Source organism: Paenibacillus sp. FSL H3-0321, assembly GCF_038002865.1.
Lineage (GTDB): Bacteria > Bacillota > Bacilli > Paenibacillales > Paenibacillaceae > Paenibacillus_AQ.
This window is the reverse complement of record NZ_JBBODH010000001.1, coordinates 5,410,693-5,430,902: the sequence shown is the minus strand read 5'-3', so window position 1 is coordinate 5,430,902 and position 20,210 is coordinate 5,410,693. Positions and strand designations below refer to the sequence as shown.

Genomic DNA, 20,210 nt, shown 5'->3' with positions numbered 1-20,210 from the left:
TACTCTTCTTCTAGTAGATAAAACGGCCGGCATTTTTGCGGTTGACGTTGCTCAGGACGGCCCCAAGCACCCGTGCCTTAACCAGCGCCAGACTCTCTCTGGCCTTAAGCGCAGCGCCATTCTTCACCTTGCCCGGCTTGACTACCAGAAGGACGCCGTCACACTGGGCCGCGATGATCTGGGCATCGCTGTAGGTCAGCAGTGCGGGGGTATCAATCAGGATAAGATCGAACTTCCCGCTAAGCTCAGCCAGCAAATCTTTCATCCGCGGCGAGGTCAGCAGCTCCGCAGGGTTGCCGGAAAGGGGTCCGGCCGGAAGCAGCGTCAATGTTCCGTCAAGCACAGGCACAAGCACTTCCTCCAGCAGAGCCTGGCCATTTAGAACCGCGCTGATTCCCGGGTTTTGCTCTACATTAAATATGGAGTGCTGGGACGGGCTGCGCAGGTCCGCATCAATCAGCAGCACTTTTTTCCGGCACTGCGCGTAAGCCATCGACAAGTTGGCAGCAGTCGTGCTTTTGCCCTCGCCGCTTAATGCCGAAGTAATCATGAGCGTCCGGATGCCTTCATCCTGGTGCGAATAATCAAGAGTAGTCCGCAGCTTGCGGTAGGCCTCGGCAGCCGGGGAATCCAGACTGGGATCCGCAATCAGATAATGCTTAGACTTCGAACGTGACATTCTTCTTCCTCCTCGTCGGCTTGGCTGTATTTCTCGGGGCTGCCACCCGGTCCCGCTGTGTAATCGCCGGGACTGCCGAATACGTAGAGAGACCCAGCACATCGCGGATATCCGCTTCCGTCTTGATCGTATCGTCCAGGTAATCGAGCAAGAACATAAGTCCCGTTCCGATCATCAGGGACAGAACGAGTCCGATAATCATATTGAGCAGCGGCTGCGGTGATGTGGGATCTGGAGTATCAGCCGGATTGGCTTCGCTGAGGACGCTGATATTATCTATTTTCATCACCTTGGGCACTTCTGACTGGAATATGGCAGCCACTGCATTCACAATTGCAGCTGCCTGAGCGTAAGAAGTATCCACTGTCTCCAGGGACATCACCTGGGATTCCTCGACGGCGGATACAGTTACCTTCTTCAGCATTTCATCGGATGTGAGGCCAAGCTGAGGATACTGCTGGACGACCAGATTCATGATCCTCGGCGACATGATGATCTCCTTGTAGGTCGCTATCAGCCGGATGTTGGAGTTGATGGTGCTTAGATCCAGCTTGCCGCCAAGCAGTTCAACCTCCTGCTTGGGGGTTACAATAAGCTTCGTTGACGCCGTATACTGCTTCTCGGTGTATTCATACGTGTATATCCCCGTGGCGGTAGTAATCACAACAACAAGCAGGACCAGCAGCCATAATCGCTTTCGGATTACGGTCCAATACTGTTTTAACTCCACTCAAATTCCTCCATTCGAATTATTAGAACAAATAAACAAATAATAATTATTCAATACGCGACCCACAAGGCATAAACTATTGCTTTATCCCGTTTCCATACCTCTTTACATGCCCATTTTCAACATTCCGCAATTTCAGACAGTCTCTAAGGCTCTCAAAAAAATACCTCGATAAGAGTATTTGTCGACTCAATTATATTCGTTTCGAATAACATTGTAAACAAATAAAAATTTTCAGTTTTACAGCATGCTTTCCAGCATAAACAGTACGTCGGATCGTATGGCTGCAAGCTTCCGCCTGCTGGCAAGGCTGTCAGAAGCATGGCTGCCGAGGAACAGCTGAATGCCCGGCTGTGCAGAAACCGGCCGCAGACCATACCAGGACCCGTCCTCCATTATAAATTTGAGCGCGTCATACCGCGGCATATCCAGCGCCAAATGTTTCCCTTTGGCCAGTTGGATATGCTCCCGGGCCCGGAAGTCATACAACTGCTCAACCTTTAATCCGCCCACTACTCTTAACGCATCCTTGCTCAGCCGCCCCATGATAAAGCTCACCCTCTGCCGGCCTTCAAGTCCGCGGTATGTAAGCTCTATCCTGTCATCTGCGAACCAGCCGTGCTCCGCATACAAGTCCAGCAGCTCTTTGCCAAGTGTTCTGCCCCTGGACTTAAAATAGGCTGACATCTCGGCAATCAGCACAGCATACTGAATGGCGTCACTGCCAGCAATGGAGCCCCCGACCGCAAATCCGCCGTCCTCATCGTAACCGAACAGAAAAGGGAGATTGCCCGAGCGGCAAAATTTCCCCAGCGATGCCCCTCCGCCAAAACCTCCGGTAACATTGATCGTCTTAATCCCCTCTTTTCGGGCAATGGCCGAGGCAAGATCACTTGTAAAAAAAGACTTAAGCAGCACTCCACCGGCAGTGCTTCCCCCTCTGTTGTTCTTTTGCCGCAAAAGATAGTGGAGAAGAAGCGCCGCCGTTTCACTGTGGCTTAATACAAGATACTTGCCCATTTCCGTCTTAATGGACAAGGCCAGCTCACTATACTGCGGGTTGAACGCCAGAATCAGATCGGCATTCATCTCCGCAGCCGCCTCATTCGCCAGCCGCCAATCGTACAGCTCAAAGTATTGGGAGGACGACTTCGCGCTCTGCAGCTTCGGGTCCTGAACAACATGTACCGAGGTAAAGCCGGAACGCAGAAGCGTGCTGCGCAGCAGTCCTGCCTCCTCCTGCCCCGGCTGGATATAAAGGATACGCACAGAAGCGCCCATGATTTGATTGATTTCCCGGGAGACCGGAATCCGGTCCACATCTTCCAGATAGGCGCTGGCGACTTCCTCCCCGGTAAAGACAAGCCTGCCCGTACGGGCCGCCTCCTCTACATTCATCAATCCGATATGAAGCCCGTCTTCCCACTGTTCCATGTAACTGGCCACGCGCAGGTTGGTCTCCGTTTCTACCGGCATTCCATGCTCATCGTAAAGGGTGCAGCCGCTGTAGCCGGAGGCCTCCCCCCCGCTCGACATGAGCAGACCTCCGGCAGCATGTAAATACCGTACGGCGAAGGCCAGTTCACCTGCTGGAGAAGGCTGGCGGAACAGATAACATTTCACCTCATGATTCGCCAGAACGAGCGCCGCCTGCTCCGCAAGCCCTTTGGAAAAGGACGTTGAATCATAGCCGATGGCTATACCTCTCTGCCCGGCGGCAAAACCGCGGCTCTTGATCTCCTCAGCCAGTCCCCGGCAAACGCGGCGGATCGTAAATATATTCATCCGGTTCGTTCCAACCCCGGTAATTCCGTAAATGCCGTGATCCTCAAGCTGCAAATCCTGATAGAAGCGGTCGATAATTTCTGCAGACTTCAGCTCATTCAGCTCTTTGCTGAGATAAGCGGGCAGCTCTGCATTTTTCCAGCGGTTATAACGCCTCTGAACGATTTCCTCCAGCTGATCGGCGATTGCATGCATGTGTTGGCCTCCTTTGGGTTAGGATGATTCGACTATTCAGGAGGTTTTGAAGCAATGCTGTGACATCTCATCCCATGTAGGATACAGCTCGAGCATCCGGTTAGGTTCCCGTACCTGCCCGCTTTGGACCACTATCATCTCCAGGTCGGCAGAAGCTCTGAGCGTATGCAATGTCTTCATCGGAATATGCAGGACATTGCCCGGGCCGATAAGCATGAAATTCCCGTTCTGCACAAACTCTGCCTCTCCCTTGATAATGTTCCAAACCTCTTCCCGGCTGGTGTGCATCCGGTAACTGAGGCTTTTGCCGCCAAGAATGCATACCCGTTTGGTAACGGCACAGCGTCCGTCCTCATACGACTGGTCATCCAGTATTCTCACCCAGCCCCATTGACGCTCTTCATACATCGGTCCCTGATTATAATCAATGTAGTCCTTGATTCTCGGGCTTTCGCTCTTGTCTGTGACCAGAATCCCATCCGGGCTCACCGCCACAACAATATCGGATAAACCGATAATGGATACGGGGATATCAATCTCATTGATCAGGTGGGTGTTGCTGCAATCCCCGCTGATCGTTCCTCTGCCGATTTGATTGTTTTTCATCTCTTCTGTAAGAGTGTTCCACGTCCCGAGATCCTTCCAGTAGCCTTCATAGGGAACCACAGTGATATGGGCTGCCTTCTCTACCACTTCATAATCAAAGCTGATCTTGGGCAGCTGGTCATAGTGCTCCGACAGCTCCTCGTAGTTCACGGGCAGGCCTTGCCCGCTCAATATATCAATAAGATAGCCGAGCCTAAAGGCAAACACTCCGCAGTTCCACAGGGCGCCCTGGGCAATCAGATTTTTGGCCTCCTCTTCCTGCGGTTTCTCACGGAAATGGCTGACTTTCAGGCTGCCGCCGGAGGAATCCGCACCGCTTTCAGGGATGATATAGCCGTATTTGGAAGAGGGATACGTGGGCTGCACGCCGATCAGTGCAAGATCCGCTCTCGTTGCCGACACAACCTCCTCCAACTGCTTGACGGTATCAAAAAAGCGGTTTTCCACAAACGGGTCCACCGGCAGAATGGCGATCACTTCATCCGGATCCACTCCGATGAAGGAATACAGATAGGCCGCTGTAAGCGCGATGGCCGGGAAGGTATCCCTGCGTTCCGGCTCGATAATCAGAGGCACATGCGGGCCGAGCTGGCTGTGCATCATTTCAATCTGCGATTTCCCCGTAGCTACAAACGTGGATGCACCCAGTCCGCTGCGCTCAATCTGCCCCCATACCCTCTGGACCATAGAGACCATTTCCTTCTCTTCGTTCTCCAGTACTTTGAGAAACTGCTTGGAGCGGGAATCGTTGGATAACGGCCACAATCTTTTTCCGGAACCCCCGGACAATAACACCAGCTTCATGAATTCCCCCACCTTTTTATGAGATTTTCAAAGACAGCAGCAGCTCTCTATAACGTTCAAGAGACAGTTCTCTTCTTAAATACTGTTCCAAATAGGCTCTTCCCCGCATCCCGCAGGCCTCCAGCTCTTCACGATCCCATTCATAAAAAGCCAGCACGCTGCGGACAACCTCCTCATAACTGTGAGGCTCGACGAGAAGACCGCAGTTGCTTTCCCGAATCAGGCGGTACGCCTCACTTCCGTTCTCAAGGACACCAAGCACCGGCTTGCCTGCAGCCATAACCCCGTAGATTTTACTGGGAACGGAGACCCCCTTGATTCCCTTCTGATTAACTACCAGATGTACATGGGCAGCGTTCAGGGAGTACACCAGATCCTCTTTCGGCTGGTAAGGCAGAAAATAGACCTGCGAGAGTTCGTGCTCCGCCACATATTCCTGCATCTTGGCTTTCACCGCTCCCTCTCCGATAAAGACGAAGGCGAGATTATCGAGATGACGGAAGGCTGCCGTCTGCTTGATCAGGTTCTCCAGATCGTAATAGAGCCCGAGGTTTCCGGAATACATCACAATGAATTTATTCTGCAGGCCATGCTTCTCAAGGAAGCCCTGGACCTGTGGATGTTCCCTGCTTAAGGGAATAATCTCCTGTTCATTCGTCCAATTGTTAATGACGGTATTCTCTGTCACCTTCTTGTTGGCAAACCGTCTCAGCAGGGTCTCCTGCATATCCTGGCCTACCGTAATAATGTGATCCGCCAGCTTGCAGTTCAGGGTGTCCACCCACTGGGCAAGCTTCATCAGCCTGGCATTCTGCATGAAGCCGACCGCCTTCGCCTGCTCCGGGTTGAAATCCTGGATATTATAAATATGCTTCGACCGTTTCAGCAGCTTGCCGATCGTTCCGATCAGCCCCCCGAGGATCGGCGGTTGTGAGATCGTATAGATAAAATCCACGTTTCTTTGCTTCAGCACGGCAACAATGGCATAAAAAAAGTAGGTTACGATATATCGCAGCCTACTCCATTTATTCAGCTTATCGACAACAGGAAGACGGATACGGATAATTTCAATATTCTCCAGGTGGTCGGTAATGAATCTTCTCTCCTCTGTGTTCGCCTCCCCGGAATAGCCGGGCTGCGAAGCAATGACGGTAATTTGAAAGTCATTCTGCAGATGCAGGCACAGCTCGGTCAGCAGTTGGCCGGTGGAAGCATAATCCGGGTAAAAATAATTGATCACGAACACAATTTTCGGCTTCATAGCCTTGCACCTCTCTCGAAATAATCTTAGCCTTACCTTTTTAATGGCTGGGCCGGCTCGCCATCCGGATGGCCCGGACCACTGATTTGGCATAGGTCGTGGGATGCAGCTTCTTCCACATGCTCAGCTTGATCTTCCGGTCTGCTTTTAAATAGGATACATTGTCGAACAGCCACTGCATCGCTTCATCCATACTGGCCGGGTCCAGAGGATCGGCGATGATCCCGTTCTCCTTGTCGACAATCAGATCACTCGTCACGCCGGCATATTTGGAAGCCAGCACGAAGGTGTTGGAGACAAGCGCTTCGTTGACCACAAGCCCCCACACCTCAATCAGCGAAGGGACCAGCAGGCAGTCGGCCGCCGCCAAATAGCCGGTCAGCTCCTCCTTCTGCTTGTAGCCCTCGAACAGCACCTTCTCTTCCATGCCGTACCGCCGGACCATTTCCTTCAGTTTCTTCTCATCCGGTCCCGTGCCGATAATCCGCAGCCTCCAGTTCTCTTGGTTCAGCCGGGCCAATGACTGGATAGTCTCCTCCAGGCCCTTCCGCTTGATCAGTTGACCGACAAACAGGAGATTCAGCAGCCCCTCCTCTTCCTTATGGGGCTTAACCGCCAGGCGTTTCCGGTAGTAATAGCGGATATCCACCGTATTGAAGCCGACAGCCATTTTCTCATCCGGAATGCCGTAGTGGTTCAGGCATCTGGCTGAGTCCGAGCCATAGGTTACAAAGGAATCCGCCGAACGGAAATACAATCCGCGCACCGCATTCATCGCCCGGTTCTTCACTCTGCTGCTCTCCAGCGTGCTGCCCCACCAGACTACGAACTTTTTACGGAAGAGCTTGGCGTAGAACAAGCTGACCCAATAGCCAATCGCGTCATAGCTCGTGGTGATAATCACATCGGGATTCAGGCGTACCAGCTTAAAGAATAAGCCCGGGTTGATATGCACCCCGAAATCCATACGCTGAATGAACAAATGGAACCCGCGCAGGCAGCTGTACCGGAATCGCATATCCTGATAATCAATATTCCATTCCCGGTTGGCTTCCTTCTCCTCCAGAAACCAGACCGTAAGATCGATATCCTCCGATGCGTCGATCGTGTTATAGACCGGGATACGGTACGGGGCGATCTGATAGGCTATCAATAGTGTTTTTATCATAAGACCCTACCTTTTCTTGATCCTAACGGATGTATTCCAAAGCGGGTTGAACAAGTAATGCCGCCCCTTCGGGTTGTGGTTCCTCTTCGCCCTTGTACGGGGCCATCAGCAGCAGATAGAGCAGCGGGGCATCCAGCAGCGGTTGTGAGATCAGCGAAGTCAGAATAATGGGAATGACTGCGAGTAAATACCGCCTGCGGTCCCCGGCAGCAAGCGCCGGCACCAGATAGACAAGCATCGCGAGCAGCACGCCGGCCACGCCGATCATGGAAGAAGCTGCTACCAGGTTGATCCCCGCGTTGGGAATACGGGTGTTGTACATGCCTTCACCGAACGGATTGTTCCCGAGCGCTTCCAGCCCTGCTTCTGTAGCCATGGTACGGTCAGAGATGGAAGCGCCATGCGTTTCCGTCTTGTCGTTGATCCCGATAAACGGGGCGTACATGACCACCACATAAGTGAAGCAGAGCAAGACGACGCCTCTCATCACTTTTTTATTCATAAAGAGATACAGCACAAGGTTGGCGAAGAGAATCGCAAGCCCTGCCGTTGAGAACGAAGCGATAATCCCCAGCAGCAGTGTTCCTTTAATCCATAACCGGTTCAGCCGGATGGACTTCAGATTGAACAATGACCAGATCAGGAACATCTGCAGAATGCCCGATTCCCTGAACAGCCCCAGCAGCCGCGGAAACCGGATACCGTCTACGGTGTAAACGCCATACATGACGGTGAAGGGGAAGTAGGTCATCCCTGAGGAGGGATAGTCCCCGATTTGGATCCGGAACAACTCCAGCTGCTCCAGGTGAGTCACAAATACAGCCAGCGCGATCGTCACATAGTAGGACACAATGAATCCAATAAAAATGATCACCATGCTGCGAAAGAAAATATAGTTGGCCCTTGCCTCGCTTAGGATGAAGGCCGCGACGAGAACTACGGTGCAGTTCAGCACTGCAGCTTTCAACACATTCAGCAGAAAGATGGAGTTCATCAGCATGGCGTGGCCCAGCAGGTAGCTGAACAGCAGCAGTACCAGGAACAGCACAAGCCGATGAGGGCCCTGAATGGATATTTTCTTCATGGGATGCACCCGGCAATCAATGAGATGAAACAAAAAGGCAAGCATGGCCGCTGCGATTCCCAGTATGGAGTAGCTCTCTCCCAAAGCCGTGGGCTTGATCAAAAAGGCGGTCACCAGCAGGAATCCGATTTTTAAAACAAACGCCATTTACATTATCCTCCCTCCTACCCGGCAAGCTCCTCGAAATACCGCTGCTCGAAAATACCCGGCGACAGGAGCGCCTTATACTCCGAGCTTTGTGATTTCCGGCGGAGTTCATCCATGTTATGTATGGCATAGACGATTTTGTCGCCAAGATCACTGATATCCTCCGCCCGGAAGCTGACCCCCAGTCCATAACGCTCAATACAGTACCCGATCTCCCCGTGGCTCGGTCCAATAATCACCTTGCCTCTGACCGCCGCTTCGGTCAGCGGTCCGCTTTGGCCGGAGAACATTTTGCGGTAAGGCAGCACAATGATGTCCGCCCGCTCGAAATATAACGGCACCTCATGATCCGGAATATATTCCAAACATAGCTCTACCTTGTGCTCCAATCCCTTGTCGCGGATAATCTGCTCCAAATCGCCGCGTGTGAAATCCTGTTCCCTGCCTGCAACGAGGATGGAGAACGGCTGGCCGGTTAATCTCCCGGCTGCTTCCAATAGCAGGTCAATTCCCTTGTCATACCGCAGGCCGCCGAAGCAGAGTAAGGTCGGCACGGACTCCGCAGCGTCTTGGCTGGCATGGATGTCCGGCGCTTGAACGGTTTCCTGCACTAATGCAGGATGCAGGTTGGGATACACGATAGAGCTTACTCTTGACTGCTCCACGCTGGTCAGTTCCAGCACCTGCTTCCTCAGATAATCCCCGTGGACAATTAGCTTGTCGAGATGTTGACGCCGCAGCAGATTCCTCAGCAGCCTGCGCTTGCTCTCTCTTGGCGGATACCAGTGAAGCGTCGCTGTTATTTTCATCCCCCTCAGCGCAGGAATCAGGAACACCAGCGGAATGATCAGCGTATCCAGATATAACAGATGCAGAACGGACTTATGCTTGTAAGCAAAACGCAGTACCTGCAGCAGAAGCAGCGCACGGACCAGCATGGACGGCATATAACGGTGGTACCGCCTTTCCACCGCCCGCTGATAACTGATCCCTGCTGCCTCAAGCTCCGCCTGCCTGCTCTCTTCCAGTTTACTGGAATAGTATGTGACTTCACTGGAGGGCGCCCCCTTCAATACCCCCTTCATCACAGCCAGATTATATTGATAATGATGTCCGGTATTCAGCAAATCAAAGAACAGGTACTTCTTCTGATGATTCTCTTCAGATGCTTTCCATCGTCCCTTCACGAACCGGTTCCCTCCTTTGACCGCTGCCATTCAGAACCACTTTCTCCACGTAATACAACGAGAAGACAACCAGCGGTATGCCGACAAATTTGCCCAGGCCGATGCCTATGGCACCATATCTCGGGATCAATAGAACAAACAGACCCATTGTCACCAGTGTGGTGAGAAGTGAAATGGCAGTATTAAGCCTGACGTACCCGGTTCCATTCAGACAATAATAGGGGACTACACCAAGTGCACCCAGAGATACCGACAATACCAGCACCTGGAACAGCACATAATGGGCTTCAGCAAACTCCGGGCTGATCCATAGGGACAGAATCGGCTTGGCCAGCACAAAGGCTGCCAAACCCGCAGCTCCTACGAATGAAATGGCAATGACCAGTGACTGATGATAGGTCCTCCTGATTTCACGACGGTCATCACTCTTGGAAAGTGAACTGAATTTAGGCAGTAAATATCCTCCGGCCGCAGCGGGAATTTCATGGATTTTCACTACCACCTGCATGCAAACCGTGTAGTACCCCAGTACTTTGGCACCCAGAAATCCCCCGATAATCAATTTGTCCATCTGGGCATTCAGCGTGCTGATCAACATTTGGCCCCAGGAATAAATCCCGTAATGAAACAGCCTTCTGAAGCTGTCCCGCTCGAAATAGGGAGCAAATCGAAGTCCGGGAAGCGCCTTGCGTGTAACGAAGACATTGCATACCGCCAGCAGCACCGTAAACACGAACATCCACTGCACCAGCAGATACAAGTCTCCATACATGACGGCCAGTATGGTGAAGCCAATCGAGCTTGCCAGGTTGAATACGATATTCACCTTGCTGTTCAGATCGTAACGCTGCTTAGCCATGTAGGCACCGGAAAGAATGCCGTTGATGATCCGAATGCCGATGATTCCGCTAAGAAAATAGGAGACGGACAGCACGGTATCCAGCCCTTCCGCCTTCACCAGCAAAGGAAAAATATAAGTGCCGAACAGAAGAAGAAAAAAACTCGCCGACACCGCCAGAATGACCGACAGCGTAAGCGTTACCCGGAAGAGGGCATTAAATCTCTCTTCGCTGTCACTCTCGGAGCCCAGCTTGATCAGCGCATTGCCGAGGCCGAAATTCGATACCGCCAGCACATTAAGCACCGATTGGATAAGAATCCACAGCCCGTACTGCTGATCACCCAGATGCCTGAGCAGCAGCGGTGTTGAAATGAACAGAACGACAGGAGTAATACAATAAGAAAGCAGGCTGTAAATGACGTTATTGAAATCGCGATTGCGTCTCAACCCTGCCAGCCTCAATCTCAGTGCGGTCACAGAGCACTCACCCGCTTTCAGCCTTCATAATTTGAATAAAGGACGGCAGCGCCGTCCCCTGTTAGATCACCTATGCTGTATCGAAATATTAGTTCACTAAAGTAAAGGCATCGTGGTAGCGGATCTCAGCAGCGACGCGCTTCATATCTTCATCCACCATCATATGAATCAGCTCATGGAAGCCGACTTCCAGCTTCCAGTCCAGCTTGGTTTGCGCCTTGGAGGAATCGCCCAGCAGCAGGTCGACCTCAGCCGGACGGACAAATTCAGGATCGATCACCACATACTGCTCATAATCGAGTCCGGCATACGAAAAGGCCACCTGAAGCAGCTCACGGACCGTATGCATTTCACCTGTCGAAATAACATAATCATCCGGCTCCTCCTGCTGGAGCATCAGCCACATCGCCTTGACATAATCCCCGGCAAAGCCCCAATCCCGCAGGGAATCCAGATTGCCCATCCGCAGCTCGCTTTGCAGCCCATGCTTGATACGGGCAACAGCGTCGGTCACCTTGCGGGTGACAAACTCCAGTCCGCGTCTTGGCGATTCATGATTGAATAGAATCCCCGAGCAGGCGAACATGTCAAAGCTCTCCCGGTAATTGACGGTAATCCAGTGGCCGTACACCTTAGCTACACCATAAGGGCTGCGCGGATAAAAAGGGGTAGTCTCCCGCTGCGGGGTTTCTACGACCTTGCCGAACATCTCACTGCTTGAGGCCTGATAGAATCTGGCCGTCGGCTTCACAATCTTGACCGCCTCCAGCATATTGGTAACGGAAACGGCGGTGATCTGACTCGTCAGCAAAGGCTGCGGCCACGATGCGGCTACGAACGACTGCGCCCCCAGGTTGTATACCTCATCCGGGTCAGCGATTCTCACCGCTTCAATCAGGGAAGCCAAATCGGTCAAATCTCCGGAAATCCAATGAATGCGATCTTTAATAGAGTACACATTTTCATAGTTGGGCGTGCTCGTTCTTCTCCGCAGTCCGAATACCTCATAATCCTTGGAGAGAAGAAATTCCGCCAGATAGGACCCGTCTTGCCCTGTAACGCCCGTAATTAAAGCTCTCTTCATTGATGAATTCCCCCGCATCATTATTTTTTCACAGCATACGTATGTTGAAAATCAGCGTACACATCGTGCAGCCCGTCTTCGAGCCCAATTCTTGCTTTCCATCCAAGGGCATTGATTCTGGATACATCAACCAGCTTCCTTGGGGTACCGTCCGCAACGGATGTGTTGAAGGTGATTTCCCCTTCGTAGCCGGTAACCTTTTTAATCAGCAGTGCAAGGTCTTTGATCGCAATGTCATCACCCACACCGATGTTCACGATATCATTGCCCTCATAGTGCTCCATCAGATAGAGACAGGCTTCGGCCAGATCATCCGCATGCAGGAATTCACGTTTCGGATTGCCGGTGCCCCACACTTCCACCGACGGGCTGCCCTGTTCCTTGGCTTCATGGAATTTGCGCAGCAGCGCAGGCAGCACATGGGACGAATACAGATCAAAATTGTCATTCGGCCCGTAAATGTTCGTCGGCATCACAGAAATGAACCGGGTGCCGTACTGCCTGTTATAGGACTGGCACATGTTGATGCCGGCAATTTTGGCCACTGCGTAGGGCGCATTGGTCGGCTCCAGCTCTCCGGTCAGCAGATATTCTTCTTTGAGCGGCTGCGGAGCCAGCTTTGGATAAATGCAGGTCGATCCCAGGAACATCAGCTTGCTCACCCCGTTACGGTAAGCCGCATCAATGACATGGGTCTGAATGAGCAGATTGTCGCGGATAAATTCCGCAGGTTGTTCGTTGTTAGCTGCAATTCCGCCCACTTTAGCCGCAGCAAGGAATACATTCTCAATCTCCTGATCCTCAAAAAAACGGTCCACCTCAGCGCCGTTGCGCAAATCCAGTTCTGTTCTGGAACGGAGGACAAGATTATGAAAGCCCTGCTTCTCAAGTGCGCGGACGATGGCCGAACCGACCAGACCGCGATGTCCAGCTACATATATTCTCGAATGGCGATCCATACGCTTCACCCCGTTATAAATGATTTAGAATGCATTTTTCGATCTCACGAGCTGCCAGGCCGTCATAAACATAATCTTGAGATCCAGGCCCAGCGTTCTCTGCTCAATGTAGAGCAGATCGAGCTCCACCATTTGCTTAAAATTCAGTCCGCTCCGCCCGCTCACCTGCCAAAGCCCTGTACATCCCGGTGTGACCGATAGACGAAGCCGGTCGTATTCCGAGTACTTCTCCACTTCCCGTGGAAGCGACGGCCTTGGGCCGACAAGCGACATATCGCCCTTAAGCACATTTACCAGCTGGGGAAGCTCATCAATGCTTGTTCTGCGGATAAATCTGCCTACCCGGGTCACCCGCGGATCATTTCTCATTTTGAACATGGGGCCGCTCATTTCATTTTGGTTCAACAGGTTCGGCAGAAGCGCTTCCGCATCGGCAATCATCGAGCGGAATTTATAAATCCGGAACAAACGTCCTGCCTTCCCGACCCGGGTTTGACCGAAAAATACGGAACCGCGGGGATCTTCCAGCTTGATAACCAGCGCAAGAATAAGGAAAAGGGGGGACAGCACAAGGAGTGCCGCCGCAGATGCCGCAATGTCAAAGACCCGTTTATTAAATAGATATAATGTCTCCGGCCTGCCTCCGGCACGCCTTACTGCCGGATAGTACCTTTTAGCATACAGGGCCGCTTCCTCTTCTCTTTGACTGGAAGGTATCATCTATTATTCACCTCTTGACTTTGCATACGTACTGGTGTGTTCTCTATCCACAATTTCCCCGAGAGCACTTAACAGTTCATGCCTCAGATCCTGTCTTCTCAAGGCAAAATCAATCGTCGTCAGAATAAACCCGAGCTTCTCGCCCACATCGTACCGTACTCCCTGAAAGTCATAGGCATATACGCCCTGCTCCGTATTGAGCCTTTGAATGGCATCCGTTAACTGAATTTCACCGCCTGCTCCGGTCTCCTGGCTCTCCAGGAAATCAAAGATGTCCGGCGTAAGCACATACCGTCCCATAATCGCCAGATTGGAAGGCGCCTGGCCTAGAGCCGGCTTTTCCACAAAACGGTCCACCTCGTACAGCCGCCCTCTGGCCCGCAGCGGATCTACAATACCGTAACGGTTCGTTTGATCGGCAGGTACCGTCTGGACGCCAATGACTGATCTCCCAAGGCTTTCGTACTGTTCAATCAGCTGTCTGGTGCACGGAACGTCGCTTTGCACAATATCGTCTCCCAGCAGCACGGCAAACGGCTCATCTCCGATAAAGTTGCGCGCACACCATACGGCATGCCCCAGCCCCTTGGCTTCCTTCTGCCGGATATAGTGAAGAGTCACCTGGGAGGAACGCCTTACCTCTTCCAGCAGCTCCAGCTTCCCTTTCTCAAACAAGGTATGCTCAAGCTCAAACGCGATATCGAAATGATCCTCTATGGCGCGTTTTCCTTTGCCGGTAACGATGATAATGTCCTCAATGCCCGCAGCAATCGCCTCTTCCACGATATATTGAATGGTCGGCTTGTCTACGATCGGAAGCATTTCCTTCGGCATTGCTTTGGTAGCGGGAAGAAACCTGGTTCCAAGCCCAGCTGCTGGAATAATAGCCTTTCTTACCTTTTTCATCCCGAACACATCCCTTGTTTCTTTATTGACGAACTGAATTCTTGCAATAAGCGGGCATTTAACCCTTCCTCACGTCACACCCTTGACGATTAACGTCTAAGGTATCAGCACCCACAGCATGACCGAGTGTCTCCAGTGATATAGGTACAGGAGGCATTACCTTTGATCCTGCGAAAAATACAGGCAATGATATACGGAATCTCAGCGTTTGTCCGCTGTTGCTGCCGCACCAACAGTTGGCGGGGCACATATGCTAATGAAGGTTGACGTCTGCCGCTCTAAAGAGGACTGGCCTCCCTCTCATGGTTCTCATCGAGAATAAATGTTTAATAATTTAAATAAAGTTATTCATATCGCGACCAAATAAGTAAAAAAAATATTCCTTGCCTAATCTCTATCAAGTGAAAACGGCTTTGCCGTCCTTTTTAAGGACGGTACCGTTTCAGCGAGAAATAGAAGGATAAGTTATCGTGTGAAACATATAAATTCTTATATTTTTAAAAGCGCTTATCCCATTTCCTTTCATGTTCCCTTTCATTCTTCACATATTCTGACATCGAATGATTATCGCCATATATTATTCATTAGGAGTATTTGTCAAAATTATTATATTCATTTAGAATAACTTTGTAAACAATTAATGTTTTCTTTTCAAGAAAAAAAGTTTTTCAAAGTTACTCATAAACCATTTCATTAAGGAGAGGGATTCATGATGCGCTGGAAAATAGCTTTGCCCCTGGTTGCCGTCCTTACTGCAGCTCTGGCTGTGGGACTCATTTGGAATAAGGCTCCGGAGAAAGCCTGGAGCAGCGATACGGGCGCAGGAAGTGTTCAGGCTTTTGCCATTCCGATGTTCAATGTGAAGGATTACGGGGCCGTAGGGGACGGAGTCACCAATGATACGGCGAGTATCGCCAAGGCTGTAAAGGCTGCGCAGGATTCGGGGGGCGGCACGATTTATTTCGACAGAGGGACTTATCTAATCAACTCTATTCATATCCCTGAAAATATATCCGTTCTAGGTGCAGGCAGAAGAGATGCTACCTTGATCCGCAATGATAACAAGGATGAAGCCGCCTTGCGCCTGCTCGGCAAACAGAGTGTTCAAGGCATCGGGATTAAAGCCCGCATTGGCATTATGCCGAACGGGGACGACATCAACATTATCGACGTCAGATTCGAATGCAGCGTTCAAGGGATTCAGAATGCGGTGACAGTCAACCGGTTAACTGTATTTAACAGCCTGTTCGAAAATTCCGGCTATGGCATTCTGTCGAATATAAATCCGAGCTACGAGGTTAAGATCCTGAATACCCGGTTTGTGAATATCAAAGGAGACGGGATTGAAATCAATGCTCCAAGCCGTGACTGGGTCATCGAGAACTGTGTATTTGATACCAACACCAGCCCTTCCCGCTGGGCGGGATTTGGAGTAGGCGTTGCCTTGTCCGCAAAAGACATTGTCATCAAAAACTCCAGCTTTATTCATATCCGGGGACAAGGTGTTCATGTTGAAGATTATGCGGAGGTAACGATTGTCAATTCAATCTTTAAAAACAACGGCTCTGCCAATTATACCGGTGATCCCAAAGCGGATATCGCGGTATTGTCGAATGCAAAGGTGAAAGTGTACAACAGCAAATTTATGGCCTCTACCGTTGGATACAGCAAAGTGGCTATCTATAATACTGACTTACCTGTGGGGGGAACAATCACCGTATACAATTCCACGTTCCAGAGCAAAACCGTAAACAAACAGGTGACCACTGTTAATTCTATATTTCTCCCTTGAAAATAGAACACTCGTAAAGTACCGGGGGATGTGCGGGGGAGTTTCCCAAGCGGGTTGGCGGCTGTAAAAGGGATGGATGTTCGTTCAGTTATGTTTATGGTATAATATCCAAAAATGATTCAATACGAATTACGCCTATATCCAATCATGTTGGAACCCGCAATTGGAGGCATGCAGATGTTTGCTAAACGGTTGAAACAGCTACGAAAAACAAGAAAATTCTCAATGCAGGAGGTTGCTGAAGCGGTTGGCGTCGCCAAAAGTACGTATGCCGGGTATGAATCCGGATACCGTCAGCCTACCCTTGAAAATACTCAACTGATTGCCAAGAAGCTTCACACTACCTCAGATTATCTCATCGGCCTTACCGATAACCCCGACCCCATGGAAATCACGAACAATGCCAGAGAGATCCTTAACCAGCATCAGCTGCATTGGGACGGCGTTCCTTTGGAAGAGCAGGATTTGGAGCTTGTGCGCATGCTGCTGGAGCGGGTAGTTCAGAACAGGGCGGCCGCCGGTTCTGGCGACAATGGTCAACAATGAATCAATATCCATCATAATCACGGCGGTTCCGCTAGTTAAGGGAGCTGTCGTGATTATTTTTTATTCCTGCTCCTCTTGCAATTCTTATGTATACTTCTCTAGTCTGCTGAATACATTTCAACATATTCCTCTGCAGCCTAGTCAAAAACGAGTAAAATGAGTCAAAAGTACTTAAAATATTAGTTTTATCACCGACACATAGTGACATTCTTTTTTTTGAATTAGTAGTAAAGTAGGCTTACATGAATTACCTAATTTTAGATATTCGCGGAGGAGCTTAGTTGATGAGATTAGAATTTTCTATTCGCAGCTTGCTAAACCAGTTAGGAATGAAGCACGAAGGCACCATAGACCTAAAAGAAAGCTTCCACGCGTTGTATAAACACGGACATATCTCCGAAAGTGAATTCATAAATCTTTGCCGCAATTTCGATAAGAACGGAACAGGGCAGTCCTCGGTTTCCTTATAAATTTCTTATAACTTCATGCCCTCATCAGTTCTCTTAAAAATGCGGCCAGCCCAATCCCAACATCTCTATTCTCTTGAAAAAATCTGCAGCTCCTGAATGGACCAGTAATTTCCTCCCGAGCCGGTCTGCAGAATCCTGATGTACCGCGCATTCACCTTGGCAAACTCTATCTTGGTCTTCTCCAGCTTCCCTTTTCCGGAAGCTATGCGCTTCCAATTGCTGGCGTCATCCGATACATAAAGCTCATATCCCCGTGGATAATCATAAGAAGATAATGTGTAATCCATTTCCACCGCTTCTATACTATGTTCCTTCCCGAGATCGACCTGCAAATACTCTCCGGAGGCTTGATGTTTACCCGTATCCCAGCGTGTGCGCCGGTCTCCGTCAATCGCATTTCCGGGATAGGACGCCTCGGTATTGACATTGGAGGATACCTTCCACTGCGAACGGTCCAAAGGAACCAGTCCTGTTGCTGTAATCTGTGTCTTCTCCGACATGACGCTGGAACCAGGTACCCTAACCGCGTACGTATATAATGTTCCTTCCAGCAGCTTGCTGTCGGTGTATTCCGTATCCTTTATCCCCGTTGCGATAACCTTCAGGTCTGTGCCTGAGCCGTCGGCCCGGAGCACTTCATAGCTTGCTCCAGGGGCCTCCAGCCAGTTCAATTTTACGGACAAACCTTTGACTGCAGCAGCTTTAAAACTCTGCGGTGCAGTATCCGCCACCTCGGAGGATGGCTGCAGGATATACTGCACCGCTTCGCCCGGAGCTAAAGTCTCGGTAAACTCCAGTACAGGTGTAGCGCTTTTGCCGGATACATAGCTGCGTGCCGCCTCGTATGAATCACCGCTGCCGAACCGTTCACCTTCATACACAGTTTTCTTCGGCATGTTTATTTTCACATGAACCGTTTGCGGTGTATCCTCAAAGTTGACGAAATTGACCAGCACCTTGTTGGAGGTGGCTTTGCTTCCGGGTTGAGGCTCAAGTGTTGAGGTATCTACAGCTCGTACATATAACAGCTTGTCGGCTAGTTCATCCTTATTGGTGATTTCATAACTTAATGGAGCTCCGTGGGTAGCATAAGCTAGGCTGAGCCTTCTCATAATGCTGACCCGGGAATCCTCGCCTTCTTTGGTATAGTAGATCTCTGTTTTGGCCGGATCATGCTCTTCCAGATTGAATCCGTACTTGAACAGACTGAAATTCTTGAAGAAGGCGGCATGCTGGATGAACATATCCGCGTAGCCGATATGACCGCGCATAATCCGGTCGAAGACCGCCGATGTCCGTTCAGCCGCCCCGTATTGGTAGGCATCTACATGTGTGTCTGAAGTGCCGAACTCCGTCGTCAGCATTTTTTTGCCGAGGCCGTCCGCAGTTCCGCCAAAGGTTTTCAGATTCTCGGTAAAGCTTCCTCCATGGCTGAAAATATAGGATTCACCATAAGAATGTCCATTCGTTAAATCCGTCACTTCCTCCAGCTCGTTGCGTTGCTCCGAATCACGTTCCCAACCGTCCGGATCGCCGCACTGTTTAAGTGTGCCTTTCTGGTTGCCGCAGGAATCCGTACTATAACTCGGCCAATAGGCCCAACCCGGTGCCACGGTTTGCAGATGGGGAGCTATAGTTTTGCCTTTCTCGTTCAGCCAGTTGGCAATCGCCAGGTTTACTGCCTTCGAACGATTGAACAGGCCGGGTTCATTGTCCACCTCATAATATTGGAAGTAGGGGCTGTACTTCTGGAAATAATCAGTCAGTTTCTTCTCGGCATCATCCGGCAGTGAGCCATCCGCCTTAAGCTTAATATCACCGGTATACAAATACAGCGCAACGGCCTGCATGTTGTAATCCTTGAGCACCTTGTAGTACTCCTCCATATTCGAACAGGAGCGGCCGACATCGCTGGCACAGCTGGTGCGCATAATATTGCCGCTGTAAGCTACTCCAAGCCACTTCATAATATAAGGCAGATGCGTAACTGCACCTTCGTCAAAATAAAATTGCTTGTTGTTCACCATGGTGCCCGTCAGTGTGTAGCTGCCATGAATCGGCTCCTTGATTGGGGCATTCAGCGACTCCAGGCTAAGGTCATCCCAGGTCCACCAGTTGTACTTATCCTCCAAATCGGAGGAATAGATCCCGCGGGCCGCCTGCAGCTTTAGTTCGTTAGTTCCAGCCACCAGCTGCTCTTTCGGGATATATAGCTCATACGTTTTGCGGAACGTATATTTGCTGTCTGTACCGGCAACACCTGCAATCTGGATAATCCCCGACAGCTGCCGGTTGGAGAATACGCTCATTTGCGGAATGGATTTATAGGCATCTATGATGCTTACGCGAAATAAGACCCCGTTGACCGGGATCTTATCCAGCTTATACATAATCCTCAGCTCAGGATTAGTGTCGCCTCTAAGACCGGAGGGCACACTTTGGAGCTCCGCAGTCTTGGCCGAAACGGAGGCAACCTTAAATGCCTCCTTAGCGGCCGAAGAGCCGGCAGCCGCAAATTCACCGGCTGTTCCGTCGTGCTTGCCCAGTTGCCACAGCACAGTTCCGTCCGGCAATGCGGGTCCTGCATCTTTGGCTGCGGACAATTTGGACATGTCAACCTCCACCTCGGCCCTCTTCGTCCCGTCATCTCCGAAGATAGAAACAGACAATAGAAACAAGAGGGTTAAAGCTGCGAATTTTAACAGTAGATGTAGAGGTTTATTCTTGTTCTTCTTAGTTCTAGTCCTCATTCCTTGTCCTCGCTTTCTT

16 protein-coding genes are annotated in these 20,210 nt (G+C 50.7%); 2 read left to right on the top strand and 14 right to left on the bottom strand.

The genetic code is table 11. From position 1 onward, the window contains the following. Positions 1-10 precede the first annotated feature (10 nt). From MHI45_RS24280 to galU, 13 genes are all read right to left on the bottom strand, one after another. Positions 11-679: a CpsD/CapB family tyrosine-protein kinase gene (locus MHI45_RS24280; RefSeq protein ID WP_038586561.1), complete on the bottom strand. Its 669-nt coding sequence runs from the start codon at positions 677-679 to the stop codon at positions 11-13. Continuing rightward, complete coding sequence (locus MHI45_RS24275) at positions 660-1,409, bottom strand: YveK family protein (RefSeq protein ID WP_038586558.1); 750 nt, start codon at positions 1,407-1,409, stop codon at positions 660-662. The genes MHI45_RS24280 and MHI45_RS24275 overlap by 20 nt, the downstream gene beginning before the upstream one ends. Before the next feature lie 240 nt (positions 1,410-1,649). Beyond that, entirely contained in the window at positions 1,650-3,389 is a 1,740-nt protein-coding gene (locus MHI45_RS24270; protein ID WP_076109979.1) for a hypothetical protein, read from the bottom strand. A 36-nt stretch (positions 3,390-3,425) separates the two neighbouring features. Further along, on the bottom strand, positions 3,426-4,799 hold the full coding sequence (locus MHI45_RS24265) for a sugar phosphate nucleotidyltransferase (protein ID WP_341119557.1): 1,374 nt from the start codon (positions 4,797-4,799) through the stop codon (positions 3,426-3,428). Positions 4,800-4,815: 16 nt separating this feature from the next. Then, on the bottom strand, positions 4,816-6,060 hold the full coding sequence (locus MHI45_RS24260) for a glycosyltransferase family 4 protein (protein ID WP_341119556.1): 1,245 nt from the start codon (positions 6,058-6,060) through the stop codon (positions 4,816-4,818). Positions 6,061-6,100: 40 nt separating this feature from the next. After that, positions 6,101-7,228 carry a glycosyltransferase family 4 protein gene (locus tag MHI45_RS24255; RefSeq protein ID WP_076109982.1) on the bottom strand — a complete coding sequence of 376 codons (1,128 nt, stop codon included), beginning with the start codon at positions 7,226-7,228 and terminating at the stop codon, positions 6,101-6,103. A gap of 22 nt (positions 7,229-7,250) precedes the next feature. After that, positions 7,251-8,459 carry a hypothetical protein gene (locus tag MHI45_RS24250; protein WP_341119555.1) on the bottom strand — a complete coding sequence of 403 codons (1,209 nt, stop codon included), beginning with the start codon at positions 8,457-8,459 and terminating at the stop codon, positions 7,251-7,253. A 17-nt stretch (positions 8,460-8,476) separates the two neighbouring features. Next, a complete protein-coding gene (locus MHI45_RS24245; protein ID WP_341119554.1) occupies positions 8,477-9,646 on the bottom strand; it encodes a glycosyltransferase family 4 protein in 1,170 nt (389 codons plus the stop codon). Next, positions 9,621-10,934, bottom strand: a complete 1,314-nt coding sequence (locus tag MHI45_RS24240) for a lipopolysaccharide biosynthesis protein (RefSeq protein ID WP_076109984.1) — start codon at positions 10,932-10,934, stop codon at positions 9,621-9,623. The genes MHI45_RS24245 and MHI45_RS24240 overlap by 26 nt, the downstream gene beginning before the upstream one ends. Before the next feature lie 118 nt (positions 10,935-11,052). After that, a complete protein-coding gene (gmd, locus tag MHI45_RS24235; protein ID WP_038586541.1) occupies positions 11,053-12,048 on the bottom strand; it encodes a GDP-mannose 4,6-dehydratase in 996 nt (331 codons plus the stop codon). 20 nt (positions 12,049-12,068) lie between these two features. After that, entirely contained in the window at positions 12,069-13,007 is a 939-nt protein-coding gene (locus MHI45_RS24230; RefSeq protein ID WP_341119552.1) for a GDP-L-fucose synthase family protein, read from the bottom strand. A 24-nt stretch (positions 13,008-13,031) separates the two neighbouring features. Next, positions 13,032-13,727: a sugar transferase gene (locus tag MHI45_RS24225; RefSeq protein WP_076109986.1), complete on the bottom strand. Its 696-nt coding sequence runs from the start codon at positions 13,725-13,727 to the stop codon at positions 13,032-13,034. 3 nt (positions 13,728-13,730) lie between these two features. Further along, positions 13,731-14,633, bottom strand: coding sequence for a UTP--glucose-1-phosphate uridylyltransferase GalU (gene galU / locus MHI45_RS24220; RefSeq protein ID WP_076109987.1), 903 nt, complete (start codon positions 14,631-14,633; stop codon positions 13,731-13,733). 709 nt (positions 14,634-15,342) lie between these two features. Between galU and MHI45_RS24215 the strand changes: the two genes are divergently transcribed. Then, positions 15,343-16,425 (top strand): glycosyl hydrolase family 28-related protein, encoded by a 1,083-nt coding sequence (locus tag MHI45_RS24215; protein WP_076109988.1) that lies wholly within the window; start codon positions 15,343-15,345, stop codon positions 16,423-16,425. Positions 16,426-16,602: 177 nt separating this feature from the next. Continuing rightward, on the top strand, positions 16,603-16,971 hold the full coding sequence (locus MHI45_RS24210) for a helix-turn-helix domain-containing protein (protein ID WP_076109989.1): 369 nt from the start codon (positions 16,603-16,605) through the stop codon (positions 16,969-16,971). A 535-nt stretch (positions 16,972-17,506) separates the two neighbouring features. Here MHI45_RS24210 and MHI45_RS24205 read toward each other — a convergent pair. Beyond that, on the bottom strand, positions 17,507-20,053 hold the full coding sequence (locus MHI45_RS24205; RefSeq protein WP_341119549.1) for a discoidin domain-containing protein: 2,547 nt from the start codon (positions 20,051-20,053) through the stop codon (positions 17,507-17,509). Positions 20,054-20,210 lie beyond the last annotated feature (157 nt).

Bases quoted from the DNA above. Each gene is read 5' to 3' on its own strand.
- MHI45_RS24280 (WP_038586561.1), bottom strand. From the start codon at position 679: ATGTCACGTTCGAAGTCTAAGCATTATCTGATTGCGGATCCCAGTCTG.
- MHI45_RS24270 (WP_076109979.1), bottom strand. From the start codon at position 3,389: ATGCATGCAATCGCCGATCAGCTGGAGGAAATCGTTCAGAGGCGTTAT.
- MHI45_RS24265 (WP_341119557.1), bottom strand. From the start codon at position 4,799: ATGAAGCTGGTGTTATTGTCCGGGGGTTCCGGAAAAAGATTGTGGCCG.
- MHI45_RS24260 (WP_341119556.1), bottom strand. From the start codon at position 6,060: ATGAAGCCGAAAATTGTGTTCGTGATCAATTATTTTTACCCGGATTAT.
- MHI45_RS24255 (WP_076109982.1), bottom strand. From the start codon at position 7,228: ATGATAAAAACACTATTGATAGCCTATCAGATCGCCCCGTACCGTATC.
- MHI45_RS24250 (WP_341119555.1), bottom strand. From the start codon at position 8,459: ATGGCGTTTGTTTTAAAAATCGGATTCCTGCTGGTGACCGCCTTTTTG.
- gmd (WP_038586541.1), bottom strand. From the start codon at position 12,048: ATGAAGAGAGCTTTAATTACGGGCGTTACAGGGCAAGACGGGTCCTAT.
- MHI45_RS24230 (WP_341119552.1), bottom strand. From the start codon at position 13,007: ATGGATCGCCATTCGAGAATATATGTAGCTGGACATCGCGGTCTGGTC.
- MHI45_RS24225 (WP_076109986.1), bottom strand. From the start codon at position 13,727: ATGATACCTTCCAGTCAAAGAGAAGAGGAAGCGGCCCTGTATGCTAAA.
- galU (WP_076109987.1), bottom strand. From the start codon at position 14,633: ATGAAAAAGGTAAGAAAGGCTATTATTCCAGCAGCTGGGCTTGGAACC.
- MHI45_RS24215 (WP_076109988.1), top strand. From the start codon at position 15,343: ATGATGCGCTGGAAAATAGCTTTGCCCCTGGTTGCCGTCCTTACTGCA.
- MHI45_RS24210 (WP_076109989.1), top strand. From the start codon at position 16,603: ATGTTTGCTAAACGGTTGAAACAGCTACGAAAAACAAGAAAATTCTCA.
- MHI45_RS24205 (WP_341119549.1), bottom strand. From the start codon at position 20,053: ATGTCCAAATTGTCCGCAGCCAAAGATGCAGGACCCGCATTGCCGGAC.